Below are 19912 nucleotides of genomic sequence, written 5' to 3'. Positions count from 1 at the left end.
TGACCGTTCGCACAAACTACATGCTGTCGAAAACACCCAAGCCACCCGCTAAAAGTCATGTTAGATCTAACAACTTCTTGCGTCTATTATAGTAGAAAGGAGGAAAAATGAAAGAATTAATCCCGGAAGAGATAATTGAGCGTAAAATTTTCTTGTTACATGGACAAAAAGTTATGCTAAGCATTCATCTTGCTAAGCTCTATGGAGTAGAAATAAGGGCTCTAATTCAGGCAGTAAAACGCAATATAGAAAGATTCCCCGAAGATTTCATGTTCCAGTTAACAGATGAAGAATTTAAGAACTTGAAATCACAATTTGTGATTTCAAGTTGGGGTGGCAGGCGGCATCCGCCGTATGCCTTTACCGAGCAGGGCGTAGCAATGCTTTCCAGCGTATTACGCAGCAAAAGAGCTATACAGGTCAATATAGCCATCATGCGTGCTTTTGTAAAACTGAGACGAATCCTCTCTACCCATAAAGAATTGGCTCATAAATTAGAAGAATTGGAACGAAGGATTGAGAAACATGACGCGGAAATACAGGGTGTATTCGAAGCCATACGTGAACTCATGGCTCCTCCTGAACAACCAAAACGCAGAATAGGATTTCATGCAGATTGAATATAAAACCCGCTTGAAACCAAGCCACCCGCTAAAAGGTACACTTTCTATCTTGATATAAGTACACTTTCCCGATTACCTCGGAAAGCGTCTATTATTCGCATAGATAATTTAATAGCGGGGGAACCGTGCCCGCTCGGCCTGCAAACGCCCTGCTCGAAACCAAGCCAAGCCATCCGCTAAAAAGTACAGTTCCTATCTTAAAACAGGTACAGTTCCCGATTGCATCGGAAACTGTTTCTATTATACTGGTTACTTAAATAACTATTTTACCTTATGGCCCAACACCCGTTGTTTTTATCGACCAGCGACTTATTGGTAAGAAAAGTAAGATAATATAAAAAAATAACCATAAAATAAAAAATGCAAAACATTGAATTATAAAATCTATAGCAAAATTTATTTTAACCTTTAATAACTTACGAGCTCGCAAGATACAGAAAGATGGCAACATATAAAAAATGAAAAAAGTATAGGTAACAAATACGAATGTTTCTATTCTACCTCCTCCCTTTCCATACATCCCCAGTATTTGCTTTGGAAAAAATAAGGCTGCTGCAAAGAATAGCAAATTTAATATATAATATTTCCCCCAGTTAAACTTATCAATTAAAAATATAGTCACCAAGTAAGATATAAAAATGAACTGGAAAATTATTCCCATGTAAATCTCCTTATTTCTAGTTTAGAACACCTCATTCTAGATCAATTAATCTCTTTTGCGGGTGACGCGGGGGATGCCTCGAGGAAAATTTGACGAGAGGCGCCCCCGCGGCAGGACCCGCAAAATATAATTATCAGGGACAGTCCCCTTGGTTTACTTCGGATTAGCTTTCTGCGGGGACAGTCCCTTCTTTGCAACCCAACGCCAGAATTCCTGTATTTCTCCTACCCGCAAGATAAAACAAAAAACAATGTAGGAGATAACCCCGGCGATAATGGTTAAGATAAGATTGAGCAGCTTGGGCAGGAAGTTGTAGCCAAAGACAATATTGCGGGAGACCAGCGCGCAGACTACACCCATACAGATACTAGCCAGGAGTATACGTATAAAAGAAAGCGCCAGCGCCCCTGCCTCAAAACCCTCTATCTTTTTTTCCAATAGCAAAAAGAGGATGATAAAAGTAATGATAGCGGAGATAGAGGTAGCCAGGGCCAGCCCGCCTAATTTTAAAGGATACATGAGAATAAAATTCAAGATAATATTTAAGATAAGGGTTATAAACGAAACCTTTGCCGGGGTTGCCGTATCCTTTAAGGCAAAGAAACAAGACTGCAGTATCTTGGTTGAGCCGTAGGCAAACAAACCAATGCTGTAATAGAAGAGGGCATTTGCAGTCATCTGCGTAGAATAAGGATCAAACTTCCCATGCTCAAATAAAATCCGGATAATCGGCTGGGCTAAAACCATAAACCCGATAGATGCCGGCAGCATCACAAAAAATGCTGCCCGCAGGCCAAAAGAGAGTGTGCGTTTTAATTCGTTATGTTCGGCCTCTACAGCCTGGACAGATAAAGTAGGCAGTATTGCCTGCGCAAGTGAGTTACTGAAAATCCCGATAGGAAAAAGAATCAACCGGTAAGCAAAATATAATGCTGCTACACCCCCTTCTCCAACGATAGAAGCCAGGGAACCGAATATGGAGTCCACAAAATTATTCAGCTGGTAAATCGCGGAGCTAAAAACCCGCGGCAACATCAATTTACCGATGGCCCCTGCCGCGGGATGCCGGAAACTACGGAATAAATGCAGGCGAAAGCCCTTGCGGTAAAGAACCGGCACCTGGATAGCTAATTGCAAAACCCCGCCTACGAGAATACCTAAAGCCAGGCCGGCTATACTACCTTCTCCAAACACCAAAGCAAAAATAATGATAGAGATATTCAAAAGGCAGGGCGCAAACGCCGGGAAGCTGAAATGCTTCAGGGAATTAAGTATCCCCATGGCATATGCTGCCAGGCTGACTAACAAGATATAAGGAAAGATAATCCGGTTTAATCTAACGGTGATTTCTAACTTTTGGGGGTCGGAAATAAAACCCGGGGCAATGAGCCTGACTAAGAGGGGAGAAAATATTATGCCTGCCAGGGTAACCGCCGTTACTACCACCAGCAAGAGATTTAAAACTACATTAGCGAGTTCCCAGAATTCATCTTTATTGTGCTTTAGCGCGTATTCGCTAAACACCGGGACAAACGCAGCGTTAGTTGCGCCTTCCCCCACTAAATCACGGAATAGATTGGGGATTTTAAAGGCTACGACAAAGGCCTGGGCATAAACATAAACACCGAAGAGGCGGGCAATAACCACATCGCGGATAAACCCCAGCAGGCGCGAGCAAAGGGTGGCAAAAGCAATGACCGAGGCGGATTTGGCAATAGATTTGTTTATTGACATAATGAATTTGTTATGTTATAAATGAGGTCATAATTTATGGAGCGACAGCGACCATAAATTATTTGACCGAATTTATCCGCCATAGAACTTTGGCGGGTTTAATTCGCACTTATAAGTTACGTCATTTTATTCCGTAACTTATGTGCTCATTTAAAAAGGAGAAGAATATGCCAAGGCGTAGAACTTCTTTAAAAAGAAACCGTACGGATAAAAAAAGGCACCTGCGCAACCTCAAAATAAAAAAAGAACTGAAAAAAGCCTTAAAGAAATTCCAGGCTTTGATTTCGGCCAAGAATATCAACGAGGCAAAGACTTACCTGATAAAGATTTTTTCTCAACTGGATAAAGCCGCAAAAAAAAGAGTCATCCATTCCAACACCGCCAGCCGCAAGAAATCGCGTTTAGCCCGAAGGCTTAACCGGACCGCATAGTTTCACTACCAACCTCTCCAGGACAAAGTCGGGCTTTAACCTTCCAGTCTTAATATCGATATCGCAATTAAGCAGGGCTTTCATTTTCCTTCTTGTCTCTAAAGAATGGGCCACGCTATTTTCCCAGGAATATCTCAAACCCCCTAAAATCCGTTCCGGTTTCTCGCCGTTTTTTAAAAGCTGACTGAGTACCCATAAGGCATGGCCTGTCTTTTTAAAATCTATGGAACGGCTTAAGACAAAGGCGTCTAAGTTCACTGTTTCCCTGAAACGGCAGGTCAAAGCATGCCGCATGAGCTGCCTGAAAAAATCATCCCTGGGCGAAGATTTATCCGCATCTAAAATCAGGACCACCCTGGCTTCGGGCTTCTTTACATACCTCAGGAGAAATTCCTTAACCTCTTCTTTTAAATCCTGGCTGTCTTTTATGACGATGATTCTTTTTTTTGCTTTGACGGGCAGGGATAACAATCTTTCCTGCAGGTGAGGGAGTTTCAATTCCCTGGCGTAGAGTATATCGAGGTTAAAGTGCTGCGTGTTTTTATCGAGGAATTCTTCTTTTATCCTGTTCAGCCGTATATCTTTGGAAAAACTATCCTGGCCGATAAACAGATATACGGGGCTCTCATTCTTTACCATTGCTCGACAGTCCGCTCGACAATCCGGCGCGCTAAATCATCCATGGCCTCGTTGACGGCGGTATCATCGGATTTCTTTACCGCGATTGACGGGGCAAAGCTGGTAAAGTAGGTATAATCACCCGTGAAATTATTTTCCTCCCAGACTAATTTATTTTCCTTTTTATCCCAGAGGCTGATATTGACTACCAGGTTGATCCGGTATTCCTCTACGTCGTCACTATCATTATAGCGTAAGGGGTCGCGGCGGAAATCTACCAATTCTCCCTTTAAAACCAAATCCGCGGATTCCTCCTTGGCAGGCCGCAGGTTACCGTCAAAAAGAAACTTATTCGAGACCCTCCTGGTAATATCCGACTCCAGCATCGGCTTATTGATCCTGTATTTATTCCCGACGCTGCTCTCCTGGGTGATATCTATCTTATTGACGAAGGGAACCACGTATATGGTCTTGAATTGGGTAGATATCATTGATTTAGTAGTATAACCACAACCGGCCAACCCAATAATCCAACAACCCAATAATCCAATAACCCAATAATCCAATAACTTTTTAATATTTATCATTTTCCCCTCTTCTCCAATATCTCCAGCCTCTCTAAAGCCCTGGCTGCCCATTGGCTACCGGGATAATTATCGGTTATCTCCCTATAATAAATTTTGGCTGACTCAAATGCCTTTTGTTTCTCATAGAACCTGGCGATATTATAATCACTCTGCGCCTCTTTTTCTTTCAAGGCATCGATATTCTTCTCGGCCTCGCGTGAAAGGACCGCATCCGGATGTTCCCGGACGAACTCCTCGAACTTCTGCTTTGCCTCGTTGGTAGCCCACTGGTCATAATCGGGGCTGCGGGATACGGCAGCACGGCAGGAGGCAATCTGGAATTTAGCTGCCCCCGCCCACTCGCTATCCGGATAACTCGAGACTACTTTATTAAAGGCATCCTCTGCCTCATAATAACGTAACAGGCTCTTCAAAACTAAACCCAGCTTATACTGTGCCGCGGGCGCCAGGGGGCCGTAAGTAGAATTATCCACCACCTTACTGAATATCTCTATAGCCGGGTTTTCTACCGGTAATGGCACGCCCAGGGCCTTACGTTTATACCCTGACATAAATTGTTCACCGATCTTGTATTCGCGTTCGATAATCTGGGGTATCCTTTCGGAAAAGGGGTACTTGTCAATCACCTTCTGGTATGCCTGGTAGGCGGCGTATAAATCACCCAATTCCTCATCTACCAACCCCAGATAATACTGGCTCTCCGCAGCCTCGGCTGATTTCGGATAAAACTTGAGCACCCGCTGGAATTCACGCTTTGCCTCTTCGTATTTTTTTATATCATAAAAACTCTTGGCGTAATCAAATTGCTCTTTAGGCGTGGATTTAGGCTGGTTCTTGGGATTAATCCATTTTCCGGTTTTGGGGGTCCAGATCCAATAAGGGTAAGCCGGTTCAACCGACAAACCGCATAAAATTACAAAGATTAAGATTATCCGCCTCATAGTGCTTTAATTTAACATACGCCCTTATTTTTGTCAATTGAATTAAGGGGTTTAAAGTAGGTAGAAATAGGCTCCGGGCAGCCTGATTAAGAGACTATTGGTGCCCAGGAGGAGCTTGACTACAAATTCGGTGCTTGCGGCAAAATAAGGAGCCAAAAAAGGGCAAAAAAGCTGCGCGGCTATCAGGCTAAAACCGCATAAAGTAACCAGGGAGGCTAGGGGTACAATAAATATATTCGCTAATACGGTTACAGGAGAGATAATCTTAAAATAGTATGCAATAAACGCCAGTGTCCCCAGCCAGGCGGAAAAGGAAACTATACAGCCCTCTATGAAAAACCTTATATATCTTCTTTTCAGGGTATCCACGCGCAGAAACGATTTTACCCGGGGATAAAAATAAGCTAGGGAAAGAACGCTGACAAAGGAAAGTTGAAAACCTACATCAAATAACTGCCCGGGTTTGATACTTAATATAAATAGCGCGGCCAGGGCGCAGGAATTATAGATATCTGCTTCCCTCCTGACTAAATAAGCAAACATAAAGACTATGGCCATCACCGTCGCTCTTATTACCGGGTTCGATGCGCCGGTCATCAGGCAATAAATAATCAGTAGAGGGGTAGCGAGGTAAAAACGTATTTCCCTGGGTATGCGGATTAACCTTAAAAATAAAATAATAAGAAAACTAACTATACCCGTGTTAAAACCGCTCACCACCAGTATATGCACTGTCCCGGATTTAATCATAGAGCTATAAATAAGCGGCGATATGTTTTTCTTTTCGCCCAGGACCATGGCATCTAATATGCCGGCGGCTACCTGAGAAAGGCGTTGAAAAATTACCTCCTCCATCCTGTTTTTTAACCAAAAGACCAGGCGTTTTAGCGCCAGGGCTTTATTCTGATTTAATTTCACCGCAAGGCCCGGGGAACGCACGGCCATTATAGAAAATATACCCTGATTATATAAATAATTACGGTAACTCTGCCGCTTAATATTACCGAAACTAAATGGCCGACGGAGATTACCATGAAGAAGCAATTCTTCCCCGTAGTTTAAATTTTCCCTGCCTTTTATACGCACCAGGATATTACCGCAGGTTTTATACCTTGAATCAGCGGATTGTATCTCTTCGGCCTTAAAGATAAAGGAGGTCTGATTATTTTTTAAGAAAGGCTGGTTATCCACAACCCCTTTTACTATATAGGTATGATTACTCTGGTAGGATAAGAATTTCCCAATATGGGATTTAGGAAGAACCCGTGCATTTCTTAATAAGGCCGCGGCAAAGAAGAATATCAGGCAGGATAAAAATAAATCAAAGCGGGCGCTCTTTTTAAGAAAAATAAAACTAAGCAGCAGAAAAACCAAGGCAAAAATGTAAACCCATAAAAAAGGCGACCTTAAGCAATCGGCAATGATTATCCCTGAACAGAAAATAACTGTGCATATTACCAGGGGCCGTTTAGTTATACTACTCCGCATAAAAGAGCTCTTTTAATTTTTCATACCGGTAATCGCCGATACCCTTTATCTCTTTTAGTTCCTCAATATCTTTAAATCGGCCTTGGGTATTGCGGTAAGCCATTATTTTGTCCGCTAACTTTGGCGTGATACCGGGCAGGTTTAAAAGGTCTTGCGGGTTGGCTTGATTCAAGTTTACTCTGGTAATGCGCTCATCTATCCGGACGACGCTGGCTATGCGGGAATTAACCTTGAGCGTGAAATTTATGCCTAAGCCCAACAGGGCCACAGCAAGTAAAAACAAAATCACCCTGCGCTCCTGTGTTGTGAGATTAAACATAAAATCCTCCTTCCTCACTATAATAGACGCAGGAAAAAGGGAAATCTAACAAAAATAGTTTTTATTATTTAGCGGGTGGCTGGGGTGTTTTCGAGACGCGGCGTGCGGCGAGAAAATACCCCAGACAGGACCCGCTAAATATAAAAGTAATTGAGGGAATTATATTACGATATTGACGAGCTTCTTGGGGACGATAATGCAGTTTTTGATCGGCTGGCCTTTAATCCAGGGTTTGAGTTTTTCATCGCTAAGCACGAGTTCCTTTAATTTATCCTCGCTGATATCTGCCGGGGCCTCGACTTTTAAGCGCAGCTTACCATTTACCTGAACAATAATGGTAACGGAATCTTCCCGGAGGAATTTTTCCTCGTATTTCGGCCACCCCGCGGCAAGTATGCTTTCTTTATGGCCTAATTTCTGCCACATCTCCTCAGCCAAGTGGGGCGTAAACGGGGAAATCAACAATACCGCGGTCTTTACTGCTTCGGTTATATCTGCGTCAAGGTTCTGGTAAATTTCGTTCACCAACTCCATAATCCGGGAGATGGCCGTATTAAATTTAAAGCCTTCCAGATCCCGGGTCACTTCCTTAATCGTAGAGTGCATCTTCTTTTCTAGCCGTAGGCTTATAGCCGAAGATGAATTTTTCTTCTCCTGATGTTCAAGCAAACGCCAGAGGCGGTTTAAGAACCTAAATGCGCCTTCAATGCCGCGCTCTGACCACTCCATCTCTACTTCCGGCGGCGCAGCAAATAAAATATATAATCTCAAGGTATCCGCCCCGCATTTCTTAATAATGGAATCCGGGTCAACGATATTGCCACGCGACTTAGACATTACTTCCCCGTCCTTTAAAACCATGCCCTGGGTGAGTAATTTCTTAAACGGCTCGGAAAAATCTATCATCCTGAGGTCCTGGAAAAACTTAGTAAAGAAACGCGAATATAATAAATGCAGAATGGCATGCTCTATGCCGCCGATATACTGGTCAACCGGCATCCAGTATTTGGCCTGTTCTTTATCAAAGGGCGCTTCTCTAAAGGCAGACGAACAGAATCTTAAGAAATACCAGGAGGAATCAAAGAAGGTAGCCATGGTATCGGTTTCGCGGCGGGCAGGAGATTTGCACTTTGGACAGGAAACATTAACGAACTCTTTTACTTTGCCCAAAGGGCTTCCGCCTTTTCCGGTAAAAGGCGCGTCTTTAGGTAGCTCCACAGGCAAATCTTCGTAAGGCACAGGGACAACCCCGCATTTTTTACAGTAGATAATCGGAATGGGTGTCCCCCAGTAGCGTTGGCGCGAGATGAGCCAGTCGCGCAGCCGCCAGTGGGTCTGGATTTTTCCGATTCCGGCAGCGTCCATCCACTCGGAAATCTTTTTCTTAGCTTCCTGATTAGGGAGTCCGTCAAACTGCCCGGAATTAACCTGTACCCCGTCGCCCTCGTATGCTTCAGTTATTTGGTCGTTGGTCGTTGGTCTTTGGTCGTTGGTCCGAATAACTATTCTCATTGGTAGCTTGTGTTCTTTGGCAAAAAGAAAGTCACGCTGGTCATGGCAAGGCACAGCCATAATCGCGCCTGTGCCGTATTCCATTAAAACATAATCCGCAATCCATACAGGGATAGTTTCGTTATTTACGGGATTTAAGGCATAAGCGCCGGTAAAGATGCCCTCCTTCTTTACGTCAGAGGCAGCGCGCACAACTCTACTCTCCTTGCTTACCTTTTTTATAAATTTCAAAACCTCTTTTTCCTGAGGCTTACCCTGAATAACCCCTTTTACTAAAGGATGCTCCGGAGCCAAAACAATGTAGGTTGCGCCAAAAATAGTATCTACCCTGGTAGTGAAAACAGGGATGGTTTTTTCGTTATCTTTCAGGCGAAAATATATCTCAACACCTTCGCTCTTGCCTATCCAGTTGGTCTGCATGGCAACGACTCTCTCAGGCCAGTCTTTCAATGCCTTAAGGTCATCCAAGAGGCGCTCTCTGTATTCGGTAATCTTTAAAAACCATTGCTCTAAATCCTTCTGCTCTACCTTAGTATGGCACCTCCAACATTCATCGTTAATAACCTCTTCATTAGCCAGGGTGGTCTCGCAGGCCGGGCACCAGTTGACAGAAGATTCTTTCTTGTAGGCTAAGGCCCGCTCAAACATCTTTAAGAATATCCACTGGTTCCATTTATAATAATCGCTTTCGCAGGTTGAGACTTGTCTTTGCCAATCATAGGAGAAGCCCATTTTTTCTAATTCCGCCTTCATCCAGTCAATACATTTATGCGTCCAGGTATCGGGTTTGGTCTTATTTTTTATGGCAGCATTCTCTGCAGGCTGGCCAAAGGCATCAAAACCCATCGGGTGCAGGACGTTATAGCCCTGTATCCATTTATAGCGGCTGTAGGCATCGCCGATAGTGTAATTACGCACATGGCCCATATGGATTTTTCCCGACGGATAAGGGAACATCTCCAGGACATAATATTTTTTGCGGCCGGATTTTGCTTCAGCGCTAAAAATCTTATGTTCCAGCCAGTACTTCTGCCACTTTTCTTCGGTTTCTTTAAAAGGATACATCGTATTTTATTGCCTGAGTTTTCTGACAGTATTTAAATTCATGCTGTCGTCTTCATCGCTCTTCTTAGGGGTCTCTAAGATAAAAGGTAGATCCCTTAATCTAGGGTGATTAATAATCCGTTTCATGCCTTCTAAGCCTATCTTTCCTTTTCCGATGTGTTCGTGCCGGTCATGTTTAGAGCCCAGCTTGTCTTTGGCGTCGTTAAGATGTATAACCTTGAGCCGATTCAGGCCAACCATTTCATCTATTTCATCGAGGACGCCTTCCAAGCCCTCTTTAGTAGCAATATCATAACCGGCCAGATACGCGTGCGCGGTATCCAAGCAAAGGCCGACGCGCTCTTTATGTTTTAAACACTGGATAATTTCTTTATGGTGGCTGAACTTATAACCGAGCCACGATCCAGAACCTGCGGTATTCTCCAGCAATACGCCAACCTTAGTACTTTGGGATTTCTGTAATATCCTGTCTAAGGCTTCGATGAATCTCGCCAAACCTTCTTCTTCTGTAGTCTCCTTGTGGCTACCCATATGCGTGACAATATAATCAGCACCTAAGACCTGCGCCTCCAGGATATCCTCGATGTAGGCTTCGATAGAGGCATTATAGAGCCTGGGATTGGGCGAGGCCAGATTAATCAAATAAGAGATATGGAGAAAAAGCGGAGAAATCTTAAATCTTTCCTGCCTCTGCCGGAATTCCTCAATATCTTTGGGTTCTAAAAAATCCTGGCGCCACTGCTGGGGATTGCGCGCGAATATCTGCATGGTGTTGCAGCCTAATTTATGCGCCCGTTCCAGTGCCTCGTAAACCTTCCCCTCAGTAGAAACCTGCATTCCTAGCAGCATGATGCCTTAAATTATACTCTATTTAGAATTTAGCGTCAAGGGGCATACTAGGAAAAACAAAGGGCGGCTAAGAGCCGCCCTGAAATTTTTGGTGGTGCGTATTGGAGAAAGTTAGAACCTGCCTCCAACACTCGCAGTTAAAATAATTTTAATCTATGTCAATGCTCCGCGCGCGGAGCGCGCTCCCGTATTTCCCTTTTCACCGCTCGGCTTCTGTGGGCAGAAGCCTCGCTGGGCGCCCCGCTGGGGCGGGGCTTCTTGCTAATGCAATGCGTGGTCGGCTTTGCTGCGGCTTTTGGCTGCCGCCACCCAGCCAAAAGCCGCTTGCGTCCAAATCAACTTTGTTTATAAGAACGGTTGTCCGCCTCCCGCCTTCAACACTCTAAAATACAGCTACGAGGCGGGATGCAAAGCCTCTCCCAAACAATGCTTGAGAAACGCAAGCAAAATTTTGGTGCGGGCAAAATTTTGCCAAAAGAAAACCGATATTTCAAGGAATGGAAAGCTTTATTTTACCACAAATTATAAGCAATTAATTAAAAAGCGTAATCTGGTTTCTATCCTTTATCTTAATATGTCTTCCTGTATAAAATGCTCCCATCCTTTTGTTTTCACACTCCAGTTCACTTTCATTTAGATTCCTCAAATCATACTTTGGAAAAAATTCTATTTTTTGTCTACCCACATAGTTATATTGGCTGTTGCGATTATTTGGCTTATCAATAATCCGCTGTATTAGCTTTAAAGATTGTAAAGCAATTATCTCCTTATCATTATCTTTTGAAGTGTGATGCAAACAATTATGCACACATCCTAATACCAAATCCATAAATTGAATAAGGTGAGAATATTGACTCCCCGATAATCTATGATCGGAATCAATAAAAGTAACATTCTTTGCTTTTATTGTAATTTTTTCATCGTTGCTTGATATAAAGAATATCGGATGCCAAGGAAAATGTTTATGTGTTTCTAACGATCGATTATTATCGTGATAAATATTATCTATTACAATGGTATCCCATTTATGGAAGTACGACTTAACTGATTTTAAAATCGCTGTTCTAAAGAATCTATTGTAAATATTACTGCGTTGTTTCCGTTCTCCGAATTGAGATAGGTCTATTTTATTGATATCTAAGCCTAATATGTAAAAATGAATTATTTCTCGATCTGACAGTAAATATTCTATCCATTTTTTGGCGATAAAAAACTTGTCCTTTGCCTTGTGAATATCTTTAAAATGAATATGCGTATTATTCTTAGCATGATGTCTACAAATGTCTACGCATTCACCCCAAATTGTATTCTTAGCAGGATTACCACAACGACAGTTTAGCAAATCTTGAATGAATTCATTTTCCCTTGCCACTGGAATTATCAGAATCCCTAGATACAGCCAACCTTGAGATTCAGCTTCATCGCAAAATAGATTAAGATTAATAAGCTGATTTTTATCTTTCTGATTTCCAAATAAATCCTTCATATGAATGAAAAGAATTGAGAAATTATCTTTAAAGCAAGTTCCCGCTATAAAGAAAAAATGAAAATCGACATTTATGTCTCTAAAATAGGCCTGGACTTATTTCCTGTTGTTTCCATTGATAGAGGTAAAGCTGGGAGTTCTTTTGCCTCAGGAAGTTTCTCCGGAATTTTACCGTGAAGCAACACGTAACGAACCGTATTCTGAATAATGCTAGTATTTCTATGGATTCCCTCGTATATTTTGAATCTCTTTTTCCAAGTATTCATATGTGTTTTGACTTCCTTTTTCAAAATATCATAGGCTTCTTTACTTTTCGTAATAGAATCTTGAATTCGGGTCCTAAATTCTTCGGATTGCATAAATTCAAGTATGGCCTTACCTTTAGTTTCAAATTCTGACTTTGATAATTTAAGCGCATACATCTGTAGTAATGTTTCTCGAAGGAATGTTGCCATATCCAAAACTCCATAGGGATGAACTATAATTATATCGCCTTCGACCCAAAAACCCCGCCTGTCTTCTTTGGTAGCCCAAGTAACGATTATCCCATGGTCTGCAATTACTCTAGCTTTATCGCGTCGAATTTGTTCTATGAATTGATTCTGAAATTCTTTGGTCTTTTTACACTCATAAATAATCTTCCCGATCTTCTTGCTTTCCGCTTGCACTGTCTGAATAATATCACCTTTTCGTCCCGTTGGTTTTATTTCATCTTCTGGAAATTTCTGTTTGAGTTGATTAGCTAACTCATGCTCAAAATCAAGACCCTCTATCTGTGGCGTTGTGCCTTTTTTTATCATTTCCTCAAGCTGCTTAGCTTTCTCAATTGCTTCATCTCTTGCTTTTCGATATTTCTCAGCCATTTGGCTTACCTTCTCTGTCCTCGCTCTTTGTTTATCCATTCCCGTCTTTATGCCATCTTGACGAATCTGCTTCTGTTCTTTATGTTTTTCTCTTTCTAATTTACGCTTAATTCTTTCTTGCTCTTTCTGAAATTTCTCTTTAAGTTTTGCCTTAGCATCTACTTGTTCTTTTTTTAATTTCTCTATATCATTTTTAAGTTTTTCTGCTTTTATTTTCTCTTTTTCTGAGCCAATTCTTATCCCTTCTTTTCTGATCCGATTTAATGCTGTTTGTTTATCTTTTTCAAATCTAGATTGGAGTTTTTCTTCTCGCAAGTTAAATTTCTGTTTAAGTTCTGATTTTAAGAGACGCTCTTTGTTTTTTAATCTCCCTTGTGTTTCTTTAACTTGTGCTCGACTGTCTTTTATTTTTTGCAAGTATTGATTTTTTAATTGTTTCTCTTTTTCTCTGACGTTTTTGTATTCCTCTTTAAGTTTTTGGCTTTGCTCTTTTGCTTTAGAAAGTTCTTGCTCGAGCTGTTTCCTGTGTTTTTGCTGTTCTTCATAAACACCTACTACCTTAAGCCATTTGTCATACGGCAGCATAGTTCCGCATGAAGGGCAAGGTTTTAGCTCTTGTAATTCTGTTTGTTGTTCCATGACTTAAATCCTTCGGGCCGTTTCCGGTTATTGGAACATTTCCAAAATAAGCATCCTTAGAAATTTATAAATGCTCACCCGGTGGCAATAAGGTCGAAATATCTATTCCTTGAGTTATTTTATTCCACTGGGCGATTCTAATTCGAGCGCCCGTCGCGTAATCTAAAATATCATATCGTTTAAATATTTTTATTAAGGTACTAACGGGAGCGCTAATAGTATTTGGAGAGATAATAAAGGAATGCCTAGGCCTAACAACCCTTGAGTAACCTAATAGCTGAGATATGTCATTTAGATTGATGGAATTTAGCTTACATTCGACAAAAGCTAAATCGCACTTATCTTTATGTTTTATAGAAGCAGTGATATCAATTTTAATAACATATGTTTCGAACTCAGGAAAAAATGAATGTAGTTTATGGTGCCTCAGAAACTCTGATAAATCTTGCCGGGAAGTATCGTAAGCTTTTATTTCGGCTTTAGGATACTTACCTTCAAGATACTTTTCGAGCCATTTTATTATCTCTGGGTATAATTCCTTTTCTGATGAATACATTTATTCCTTTTCTTGAAAAAGAGTTTTCTCTTTGTCGGATTGTTTACAGCCAAGCTCCAAACAAACCTGCCAATAAGTATCGCAATGCTTACCCTTCAACTCTCGCGGTAATTTATCAGAATTTTCTTCGGGGTGAATACCTCTTTGCCTCTGCCTCTTTCTTTCGGGCATGCACAGCTTTGCTTTTCTACCGGAGAAATATAATTTATTATATTCTGCTAATTCTTTCAGAATTTCATTTTTATGAATAATCCTGAAACCCACTGGCTCAAAATATTCAGCGTAAACCTTTAATTGGTGCTCTCTAGCCCAAGCTTGCTCTCGCCCTTCATGGTATTCCTTGGCATGGCCATTTCGAATGTTAGGATGGCCCCAGTCTATAGTATTCACAGGTATTATTAACGGTTCACTCTGGAGCAGGTTACAAATTTGTACCGGTAATTTCCAGTTTTCGTTTAAAATCGAGATATAAACCCTGTGCCTACCAGCTTGATCTCGCCCACCAGTACCAATAGAGCCAGTCACATCAGCGATACCTCTAAGGAACTCTTTTTTTATTTCTTCTTCTGCTCCAAAGATAATTTCCGGTACTTCCATTTCCCTAAAACTTGTTTTTCCTTGGAGCAATTTATTAATATTGCGCCAAAGCAAAGAATTTTTGGTTGATTCAATGATTATGCTTACGGAATTTTTTAATTGTACCTTCTTTGGTGTAACTTCTGTTAATTCTCCAAGGCGATTTATAGTATCATCTAAACTTAATAATATCTTGTCCTTGGTATCAAATGATTTCTTGATCCCTTTTGCTTCCAAGCTCCGAAACGGATAATCAATAACCAGCTGCCTCATACCGCTTACCTCTCTCATCGTTCCTCTTCCAACAATTAAACCTAGCAGATAAGCCATATCCGGGTCTAAAAATGTCGACATTGTTTTATTTCTCCTTTTGGATGTCTGGTTTCTTAAAAATCAATATATATTCGTGCACTTTATTTACGATAAAAGAATACGGATATCCAAGTGGACGCATATTGTTATATTCTTTTTGTCTATCCCAAATAATAATATCATTTAAACAAAAACCTATTTCTTCCATTTTCCTAGTTAAATCCGAATGCAACTGATACAATGTAGAATTTTTTCTAATATCCATCACAACTACTATACAAAAACGCTTTGGCTTTGTAACATCATAGACTTCCTTAAAAACTTTTTGTAATGAAGCTAAGAAATCTTCATAGCTTGGAATATTCCCGAAATCGTCTTTAGAATCACTATAATTTTGAATCTCTTTTTTGTCTGCTGTCCTTTTACGATTTAGGATATCCCAATAGGGCGGTGAAGTAACCGTTAAATCCACGAAATCAGACGCCAAGTATTTTTTAATATTTAAAGACGAGTCACAGTAAATTGTAGAATTGTCTTCACTAAACATGCTTTTGTATGTTTCTTCTAACCTCTTTTTAGCCATGCCGCAATATTCCTTGTTTATCTCAAAACCAACACCTTTCATTTTCATAGCTTGAGCAGCAATCATTACGCTACCGCTACCCATAAATGGGTCTAGAACTATTTGATTCGGTTTATTTGTGTATATCTCAATTAAGCGTTCTGCCAGTTTTATCGGGAACATGGCGGGATGCTTTAATTTCCATTCTTCCTGGTTTTTTTGGACATCTCGCCAAATACTGAAAGAGTATTGGAGCCAGGTTCCACCGTTTAATTTATTCAACTTTTCTGCCATTATCTCGCCACCTTAACAAAATATAACTTTTCTTTGACTATGCGCCTATCCGTTTCAGCCTGATTTATGCTTTTATACCTGCGATGATCTCGCTCAAGAATCCTTACTCTTCCTCTGGATGACAAAACATCAACTATTTCCTCTTCGTTCATTAACCCTTCATCGTTATAGCTTAGAAGCATATATTTAGTATCGGCATTTTCTATTAAATCCTTAAAAGTAATTTTGACATTCACCTTTTGGCAATATGAAGACTTCTGATTCTCATATGGCCTCATGCCAGTTTTTCCATATATTTGAGGCTTATCGCCGTTAAACCAACCTTCAGCGATTAGTTCGAGCATAAAATAATTTGGGGCATACTGCCTTTCATTATACGGTGGATCCATATAAAGGATATCACACGACAATTTTTTTATCAGTTCATTAGCATCGCCTTTAAACACTTTATTTTTTCTTTTGCTCGGCGGTATTACAGGCACTCTTAATTTTAAAGGCTTCAACGCCCTGGGATCCCAACACTTCAAAAAAGCCGCATAATTACCGGAAATATTTGCTACAAAAGGCACAGCTTCTAACAAGGAAGATAAAAGAATATAAAATTCATCAAGGCTTATTAGTTCTGCTTCTTTCCAAACTTGAATTACAGAACGAATCGCATCTATTTTCTTACCATTTTCATCAGAAAAATATTGCCTTTGATGTGGTCCATTTTTTGAACCGGAGGGACAATAATTATTGTAGATAAAGCCTTTTGATGGCGGAAGGCTATTTAGGTGCTCGATTACTCTTATAATATTTTCTCTACAACCATTAACTCCAATAACTTGGCCTTTTAAACCTTTAAAAAATGGATATTGATTATTTTTGATATATGTTCTAGCAATAGCATATGAAAATTCCATAATATCATTTGTAAAAACAGTAAACCCTTTTCTTTTGAAATGCTGCGCGACAACAGTAGTCCCGCTGAATAAGTCGCAAAAACTGGACCCATGGTTAATGCCAGTTTTTGCAACTCCTTCTTCAAGAAAATCCAAAAGTCTGTTTTTACAACCGTAATAGCGCATAGTATAAACAAAAAACCTTCGCTTTTGAGCGAAGGTTTTAATTATTTTAACGTGGCAGTTCCCCCTTCGAACATACCACTTTTACCTGATTGTGGATATACCTTACCATAGAAATTTACTTTTGTCAATTACTTTCTGCCCACAAGATCATCTAAGCTAATCTGAAAAGCATTAGCGAGTTTAATCATAGTTTGAATATTTGGATTCTTAGCTGCTCCTTGCTCGATCTTAGTTATAACGTTATAAGATAAACCGGCCTTTTCTGCTAATCTCTGCTGAGACCAGCCAGCTTTCTTTCTTAATTGTTTTAATCTTTTATCGAACATTTTGCTTGACAATATGCTACATTATAGCTACTATGATATTACTACTTTATAAACACTATTGTTATGCCTTATTTTAACACTTTTAATCAACATAGCAATCAAATTCATAGCATTTCCATTCCTTGAAATATCGGTTTTCTTTTGGCAAAATTTTGCCCGCACCAAAATTTTGCTTGCGTTTCTCAAGCATTGTTTGGGAGAGGCTTTGCATCCCGCCTCGTAGCTGTATTTTAGAGTGTTGAAGGCGGGAGGCGGACAAAACGTTCTTATAAACTAATTGATTTGGACGCAAGTGGCTGGCGGCTGCCCGCACCCAGCCGCCAGCCGCAAGACGAGCCGAACACGCTTAAAAATTAGCAAGAAGTGAGCGGCCAAGCGAACGCCAAGTGAGGCTTTGCCCCAGCAAAGCCGAACGGTGCACGGGAGATACGGAAGCGCGCTCCGCGCGCGGAGCATTGACATAGATTAAAATTATTTTAACTGCGAGTGTTGGAGGCAGGTTCTAACTTTCTCCAATACGCACCACCAAGAGTGATAGGGTGCTGCTTCAAGGAGAGGACGGAAGGTACCTTCCGTCGAAAAATTGAGGCGGCGCTCTTTTAAAATACAGTTCTCCTTGGCTTCGCCAAGGACAAGTTTCACCAATCTTTTTGTCATTTAATTTTGAGCAATCGGAAGCTCAAAATTAAATGGCTGGATTCTAAATTTCCCCTACAAGGAGGTTTTTATGCGTTACTTTCTCTATGCCCGTAAGTCCACTGATGAAGAAGACCGACAAATTCTTTCTATTCAAGCTCAGATTACTGAAACGCTAGAGTACGCTAAGAAGGAAAGATTAGAGATTGTCCGGGAGTTTATCGAATCCCGAACAGCTAAAGCGCCTGGCCGGCCTATATTCAATGAGATGATCTCTCTACTTGAACATGGCAAAGCCGAGGGCATACTTTCTTGGCATCCTGACCGACTGGCGCGGAATTCTATGGATGGCGGGAAAATAATCTATTTGGTTGATAAGGAAGTTATTAAGGACTTAAAATTTCCCACTTACCGTTTTGATAACACCGCTCAAGGCAAGTTTATGCTCTCTATTGCCTTTGGCCAAAGCAAATACTATGTGGATAACCTTTCAGAGAATATTAAGCGAGGCATTAGGCAGAAGATCAGAAACGGTATCTATTCCGGTCCCGCGCCAGTCGGCTATTTGAACGATACTAAGACAAGGACAGTTGTAGTAGATAAGAATAAGGCTCCATTACTTAGAAAGATGTTTGAGTTATATGCAACAGGTAACTACACCTTAGAGCGATTAACCGATACTATTAACGCCCTCGGCTTTGCCACCCAGATGGGAAATAAGTTGAGAATAAGCAAGTGCCAGCAGATACTCACTAATCCTTTCTACTATGGACTCCTCTCTTATTGGGGCGAACACTTTGAGGGTAAGCATGAACCCATTATTACCAAGAAACTTTTTGACCGAGTGCAAATAGTGATGCGCCAGCGCGGCAAACCGCAAAGCAAAAACACAAAGTATTTTGTCTTTAAGGGACTAATGCGTTGCGGGGTTTGCGGTGCAACGGTTACGGCAGAAATCCAGAAAGGCCATCATTATTACCACTGCACCAGAAAACTCACTCCCTGCAAAGGCACAAGTCAAAAGTTTGTGCGTGAGGAAGCGCTGGCGCATCAGATACAGGAATACATTCAAAAAGTTTCTTTACGTGATGATTGGCTGGAGAATATTTTAAGGGAACTTGAAAAAGATAAGGAACGCTTCAGCCAATCATCACATACTCATCTGCAAAATCTCAAGGCTAAGATTAACGAAATAGACGCAAAGATAAGCAAGCTTATAGACCTCTACCTACAAGGCTCCCTGTCTCTTGAAGAATATAACCTTAAGAAGAATGAATTAGTGTGCTTAAAGAAAGATTTACAGGAAAAAGCGGGAGATTTTGCAGATGAGGGTAATAATAGGTTCGAACAGGCCAGGCGCTTTGTAACTACCTTGAATGAGGGAAGTTATGCGATTCGAGGGGGAAATTTAGAATCCCAGAAAGAATTTCTGAAAAAGATTGGTTCGAACTGTATTTTAAAAGAGCGCCGCCTCAATTTTTCGACGGAAGGTACCTTCCGTCCTCTCCTTGAAGCAGCACCCTATCACTCTTGGTGGAGCTGGAGGGATTTGAACCCTCGACCCCTTGCATGCCATGCAAGTGCTCTCCCAGCTGAGCTACAGCCCCATAATTATTCTGTTGACCTGTGCTATTTTAGAATATAAAATAGCTTGCGTCAACTAAATATTGCCGGAGTGGCGGAATGGCAGACGCAGCAGCCTCAAAAGCTGCCGAGGGCAACCTCATGGGGGTTCAAGTCCCTTCTCCGGCATTTAATTTTTGG

Annotated in this window: 18 protein-coding genes and 2 tRNA genes; 3 read left to right on the top strand and 17 right to left on the bottom strand. The window is 41.1% G+C overall.

Features of this window, described 5'->3' with window-relative positions:
• Positions 1 to 107: 107 nt before the first annotated feature.
• Positions 108 to 620 carry an ORF6N domain-containing protein gene (locus PHV44_02565; GenBank protein ID MDD5592166.1) on the top strand — a complete coding sequence of 171 codons (513 nt, stop codon included), beginning with the start codon at positions 108 to 110 and terminating at the stop codon, positions 618 to 620.
• Positions 621 to 894: 274 nt separating this feature from the next.
• Here PHV44_02565 and PHV44_02560 read toward each other — a convergent pair whose 3' ends face one another.
• Together PHV44_02560 and murJ are read right to left on the bottom strand one after the other, a co-directional pair.
• The gene (locus tag PHV44_02560) at positions 895 to 1284 is read right to left on the bottom strand and encodes a hypothetical protein (protein ID MDD5592165.1); all 390 of its coding nucleotides are present in this window, start codon (positions 1282 to 1284) and stop codon (positions 895 to 897) included.
• A 153-nt stretch (positions 1285 to 1437) separates the two neighbouring features.
• A complete protein-coding gene (gene murJ, locus PHV44_02555) occupies positions 1438 to 3018 on the bottom strand; it encodes a murein biosynthesis integral membrane protein MurJ (GenBank protein MDD5592164.1) in 1581 nt (526 codons plus the stop codon).
• Between the two features lie 167 nt (positions 3019 to 3185).
• Here murJ and rpsT point away from each other — a divergent pair, with 167 nt between their 5' ends.
• Positions 3186 to 3449, top strand: a complete 264-nt coding sequence (gene rpsT / locus PHV44_02550) for a 30S ribosomal protein S20 (protein MDD5592163.1) — start codon at positions 3186 to 3188, stop codon at positions 3447 to 3449.
• Here the strand turns inward: rpsT and PHV44_02545 are convergent.
• The 15 genes from PHV44_02545 to PHV44_02475 all read right to left on the bottom strand — a co-directional run bounded on the left by PHV44_02545 (position 3420) and on the right by PHV44_02475 (position 19755).
• Positions 3420 to 4088, bottom strand: coding sequence for a hypothetical protein (locus tag PHV44_02545; GenBank protein ID MDD5592162.1), 669 nt, complete (start codon positions 4086 to 4088; stop codon positions 3420 to 3422). The genes rpsT and PHV44_02545 overlap by 30 nt on opposite strands.
• The gene (locus tag PHV44_02540; protein MDD5592161.1) at positions 4082 to 4654 is read right to left on the bottom strand and encodes an LptE family protein; all 573 of its coding nucleotides are present in this window, start codon (positions 4652 to 4654) and stop codon (positions 4082 to 4084) included. The genes PHV44_02545 and PHV44_02540 overlap by 7 nt, the downstream gene beginning before the upstream one ends.
• The gene (gene bamD / locus PHV44_02535) at positions 4651 to 5595 is read right to left on the bottom strand and encodes an outer membrane protein assembly factor BamD (protein ID MDD5592160.1); all 945 of its coding nucleotides are present in this window, start codon (positions 5593 to 5595) and stop codon (positions 4651 to 4653) included. Before bamD ends, PHV44_02540 begins: the two co-directional genes overlap by 4 nt.
• A 51-nt stretch (positions 5596 to 5646) precedes the next feature.
• Positions 5647 to 7083 (bottom strand): ComEC/Rec2 family competence protein, encoded by a 1437-nt coding sequence (locus PHV44_02530; protein ID MDD5592159.1) that lies wholly within the window; start codon positions 7081 to 7083, stop codon positions 5647 to 5649.
• Positions 7073 to 7402: a helix-hairpin-helix domain-containing protein gene (locus tag PHV44_02525; protein MDD5592158.1), complete on the bottom strand. Its 330-nt coding sequence runs from the start codon at positions 7400 to 7402 to the stop codon at positions 7073 to 7075. Before PHV44_02525 ends, PHV44_02530 begins: the two co-directional genes overlap by 11 nt.
• A 159-nt stretch (positions 7403 to 7561) precedes the next feature.
• Positions 7562 to 9979, bottom strand: a complete 2418-nt coding sequence (gene leuS, locus PHV44_02520; protein ID MDD5592157.1) for a leucine--tRNA ligase — start codon at positions 9977 to 9979, stop codon at positions 7562 to 7564.
• A 6-nt stretch (positions 9980 to 9985) separates the two neighbouring features.
• Positions 9986 to 10828 (bottom strand): deoxyribonuclease IV, encoded by an 843-nt coding sequence (locus PHV44_02515; protein MDD5592156.1) that lies wholly within the window; start codon positions 10826 to 10828, stop codon positions 9986 to 9988.
• A gap of 532 nt (positions 10829 to 11360) precedes the next feature.
• Positions 11361 to 12314 (bottom strand): hypothetical protein, encoded by a 954-nt coding sequence (locus tag PHV44_02510; GenBank protein ID MDD5592155.1) that lies wholly within the window; start codon positions 12312 to 12314, stop codon positions 11361 to 11363.
• 71 nt (positions 12315 to 12385) lie between these two features.
• Positions 12386 to 13816, bottom strand: a complete 1431-nt coding sequence (locus tag PHV44_02505) for a DUF2130 domain-containing protein (protein MDD5592154.1) — start codon at positions 13814 to 13816, stop codon at positions 12386 to 12388.
• 64 nt (positions 13817 to 13880) lie between these two features.
• Complete coding sequence (locus PHV44_02500) at positions 13881 to 14372, bottom strand: hypothetical protein (GenBank protein MDD5592153.1); 492 nt, start codon at positions 14370 to 14372, stop codon at positions 13881 to 13883.
• Entirely contained in the window at positions 14373 to 15302 is a 930-nt protein-coding gene (locus tag PHV44_02495; protein ID MDD5592152.1) for a hypothetical protein, read from the bottom strand.
• Between the two features lie 4 nt (positions 15303 to 15306).
• Positions 15307 to 16116, bottom strand: coding sequence for a site-specific DNA-methyltransferase (locus tag PHV44_02490; GenBank protein ID MDD5592151.1), 810 nt, complete (start codon positions 16114 to 16116; stop codon positions 15307 to 15309).
• Positions 16116 to 17186 carry a DNA adenine methylase gene (locus tag PHV44_02485; protein MDD5592150.1) on the bottom strand — a complete coding sequence of 357 codons (1071 nt, stop codon included), beginning with the start codon at positions 17184 to 17186 and terminating at the stop codon, positions 16116 to 16118. The genes PHV44_02490 and PHV44_02485 overlap by 1 nt, the downstream gene beginning before the upstream one ends.
• Before the next feature lie 128 nt (positions 17187 to 17314).
• Positions 17315 to 17512, bottom strand: coding sequence for a helix-turn-helix transcriptional regulator (locus PHV44_02480; GenBank protein MDD5592149.1), 198 nt, complete (start codon positions 17510 to 17512; stop codon positions 17315 to 17317).
• 2167 nt (positions 17513 to 19679) lie between these two features.
• Positions 19680 to 19755 (bottom strand) — tRNA-Ala (locus tag PHV44_02475).
• A 62-nt stretch (positions 19756 to 19817) separates the two neighbouring features.
• Here PHV44_02475 and PHV44_02470 point away from each other — a divergent pair.
• A tRNA-Leu gene (locus PHV44_02470) sits at positions 19818 to 19900 on the top strand.
• The last annotated feature ends 12 nt before the right edge of the window (positions 19901 to 19912 follow it).

It is taken from the genome of Candidatus Omnitrophota bacterium (genome assembly GCA_028717245.1).
Classification (GTDB): Bacteria; Omnitrophota; Gorgyraeia; order Gygaellales; family Profunditerraquicolaceae; genus JAGUYA01.
The sequence above is the reverse complement of the archived record's forward strand: the minus strand, read 5'-3'. Positions and strand labels throughout refer to the sequence as shown.

Coding starts and splice junctions, on each gene's coding strand:
- PHV44_02565 (MDD5592166.1), top strand. CDS start 108: ATGAAAGAATTAATCCCGGAAGAGATAATTGAGCGTAAAATTTTCTTG.
- PHV44_02560 (MDD5592165.1), bottom strand. CDS start 1,284: ATGGGAATAATTTTCCAGTTCATTTTTATATCTTACTTGGTGACTATA.
- murJ (MDD5592164.1), bottom strand. CDS start 3,018: ATGTCAATAAACAAATCTATTGCCAAATCCGCCTCGGTCATTGCTTTT.
- rpsT (MDD5592163.1), top strand. CDS start 3,186: ATGCCAAGGCGTAGAACTTCTTTAAAAAGAAACCGTACGGATAAAAAA.
- PHV44_02545 (MDD5592162.1), bottom strand. CDS start 4,088: ATGGTAAAGAATGAGAGCCCCGTATATCTGTTTATCGGCCAGGATAGT.
- PHV44_02540 (MDD5592161.1), bottom strand. CDS start 4,654: ATGATAAATATTAAAAAGTTATTGGATTATTGGGTTATTGGATTATTG.
- bamD (MDD5592160.1), bottom strand. CDS start 5,595: ATGAGGCGGATAATCTTAATCTTTGTAATTTTATGCGGTTTGTCGGTT.
- PHV44_02530 (MDD5592159.1), bottom strand. CDS start 7,083: ATGCGGAGTAGTATAACTAAACGGCCCCTGGTAATATGCACAGTTATT.
- PHV44_02525 (MDD5592158.1), bottom strand. CDS start 7,402: ATGTTTAATCTCACAACACAGGAGCGCAGGGTGATTTTGTTTTTACTT.
- leuS (MDD5592157.1), bottom strand. CDS start 9,979: ATGTATCCTTTTAAAGAAACCGAAGAAAAGTGGCAGAAGTACTGGCTG.
- PHV44_02515 (MDD5592156.1), bottom strand. CDS start 10,828: ATGCTGCTAGGAATGCAGGTTTCTACTGAGGGGAAGGTTTACGAGGCA.
- PHV44_02510 (MDD5592155.1), bottom strand. CDS start 12,314: ATGAAGGATTTATTTGGAAATCAGAAAGATAAAAATCAGCTTATTAAT.
- PHV44_02505 (MDD5592154.1), bottom strand. CDS start 13,816: ATGGAACAACAAACAGAATTACAAGAGCTAAAACCTTGCCCTTCATGC.
- PHV44_02500 (MDD5592153.1), bottom strand. CDS start 14,372: ATGTATTCATCAGAAAAGGAATTATACCCAGAGATAATAAAATGGCTC.
- PHV44_02495 (MDD5592152.1), bottom strand. CDS start 15,302: ATGTCGACATTTTTAGACCCGGATATGGCTTATCTGCTAGGTTTAATT.
- PHV44_02490 (MDD5592151.1), bottom strand. CDS start 16,116: ATGGCAGAAAAGTTGAATAAATTAAACGGTGGAACCTGGCTCCAATAC.
- PHV44_02485 (MDD5592150.1), bottom strand. CDS start 17,186: ATGCGCTATTACGGTTGTAAAAACAGACTTTTGGATTTTCTTGAAGAA.
- PHV44_02480 (MDD5592149.1), bottom strand. CDS start 17,512: ATGTTCGATAAAAGATTAAAACAATTAAGAAAGAAAGCTGGCTGGTCT.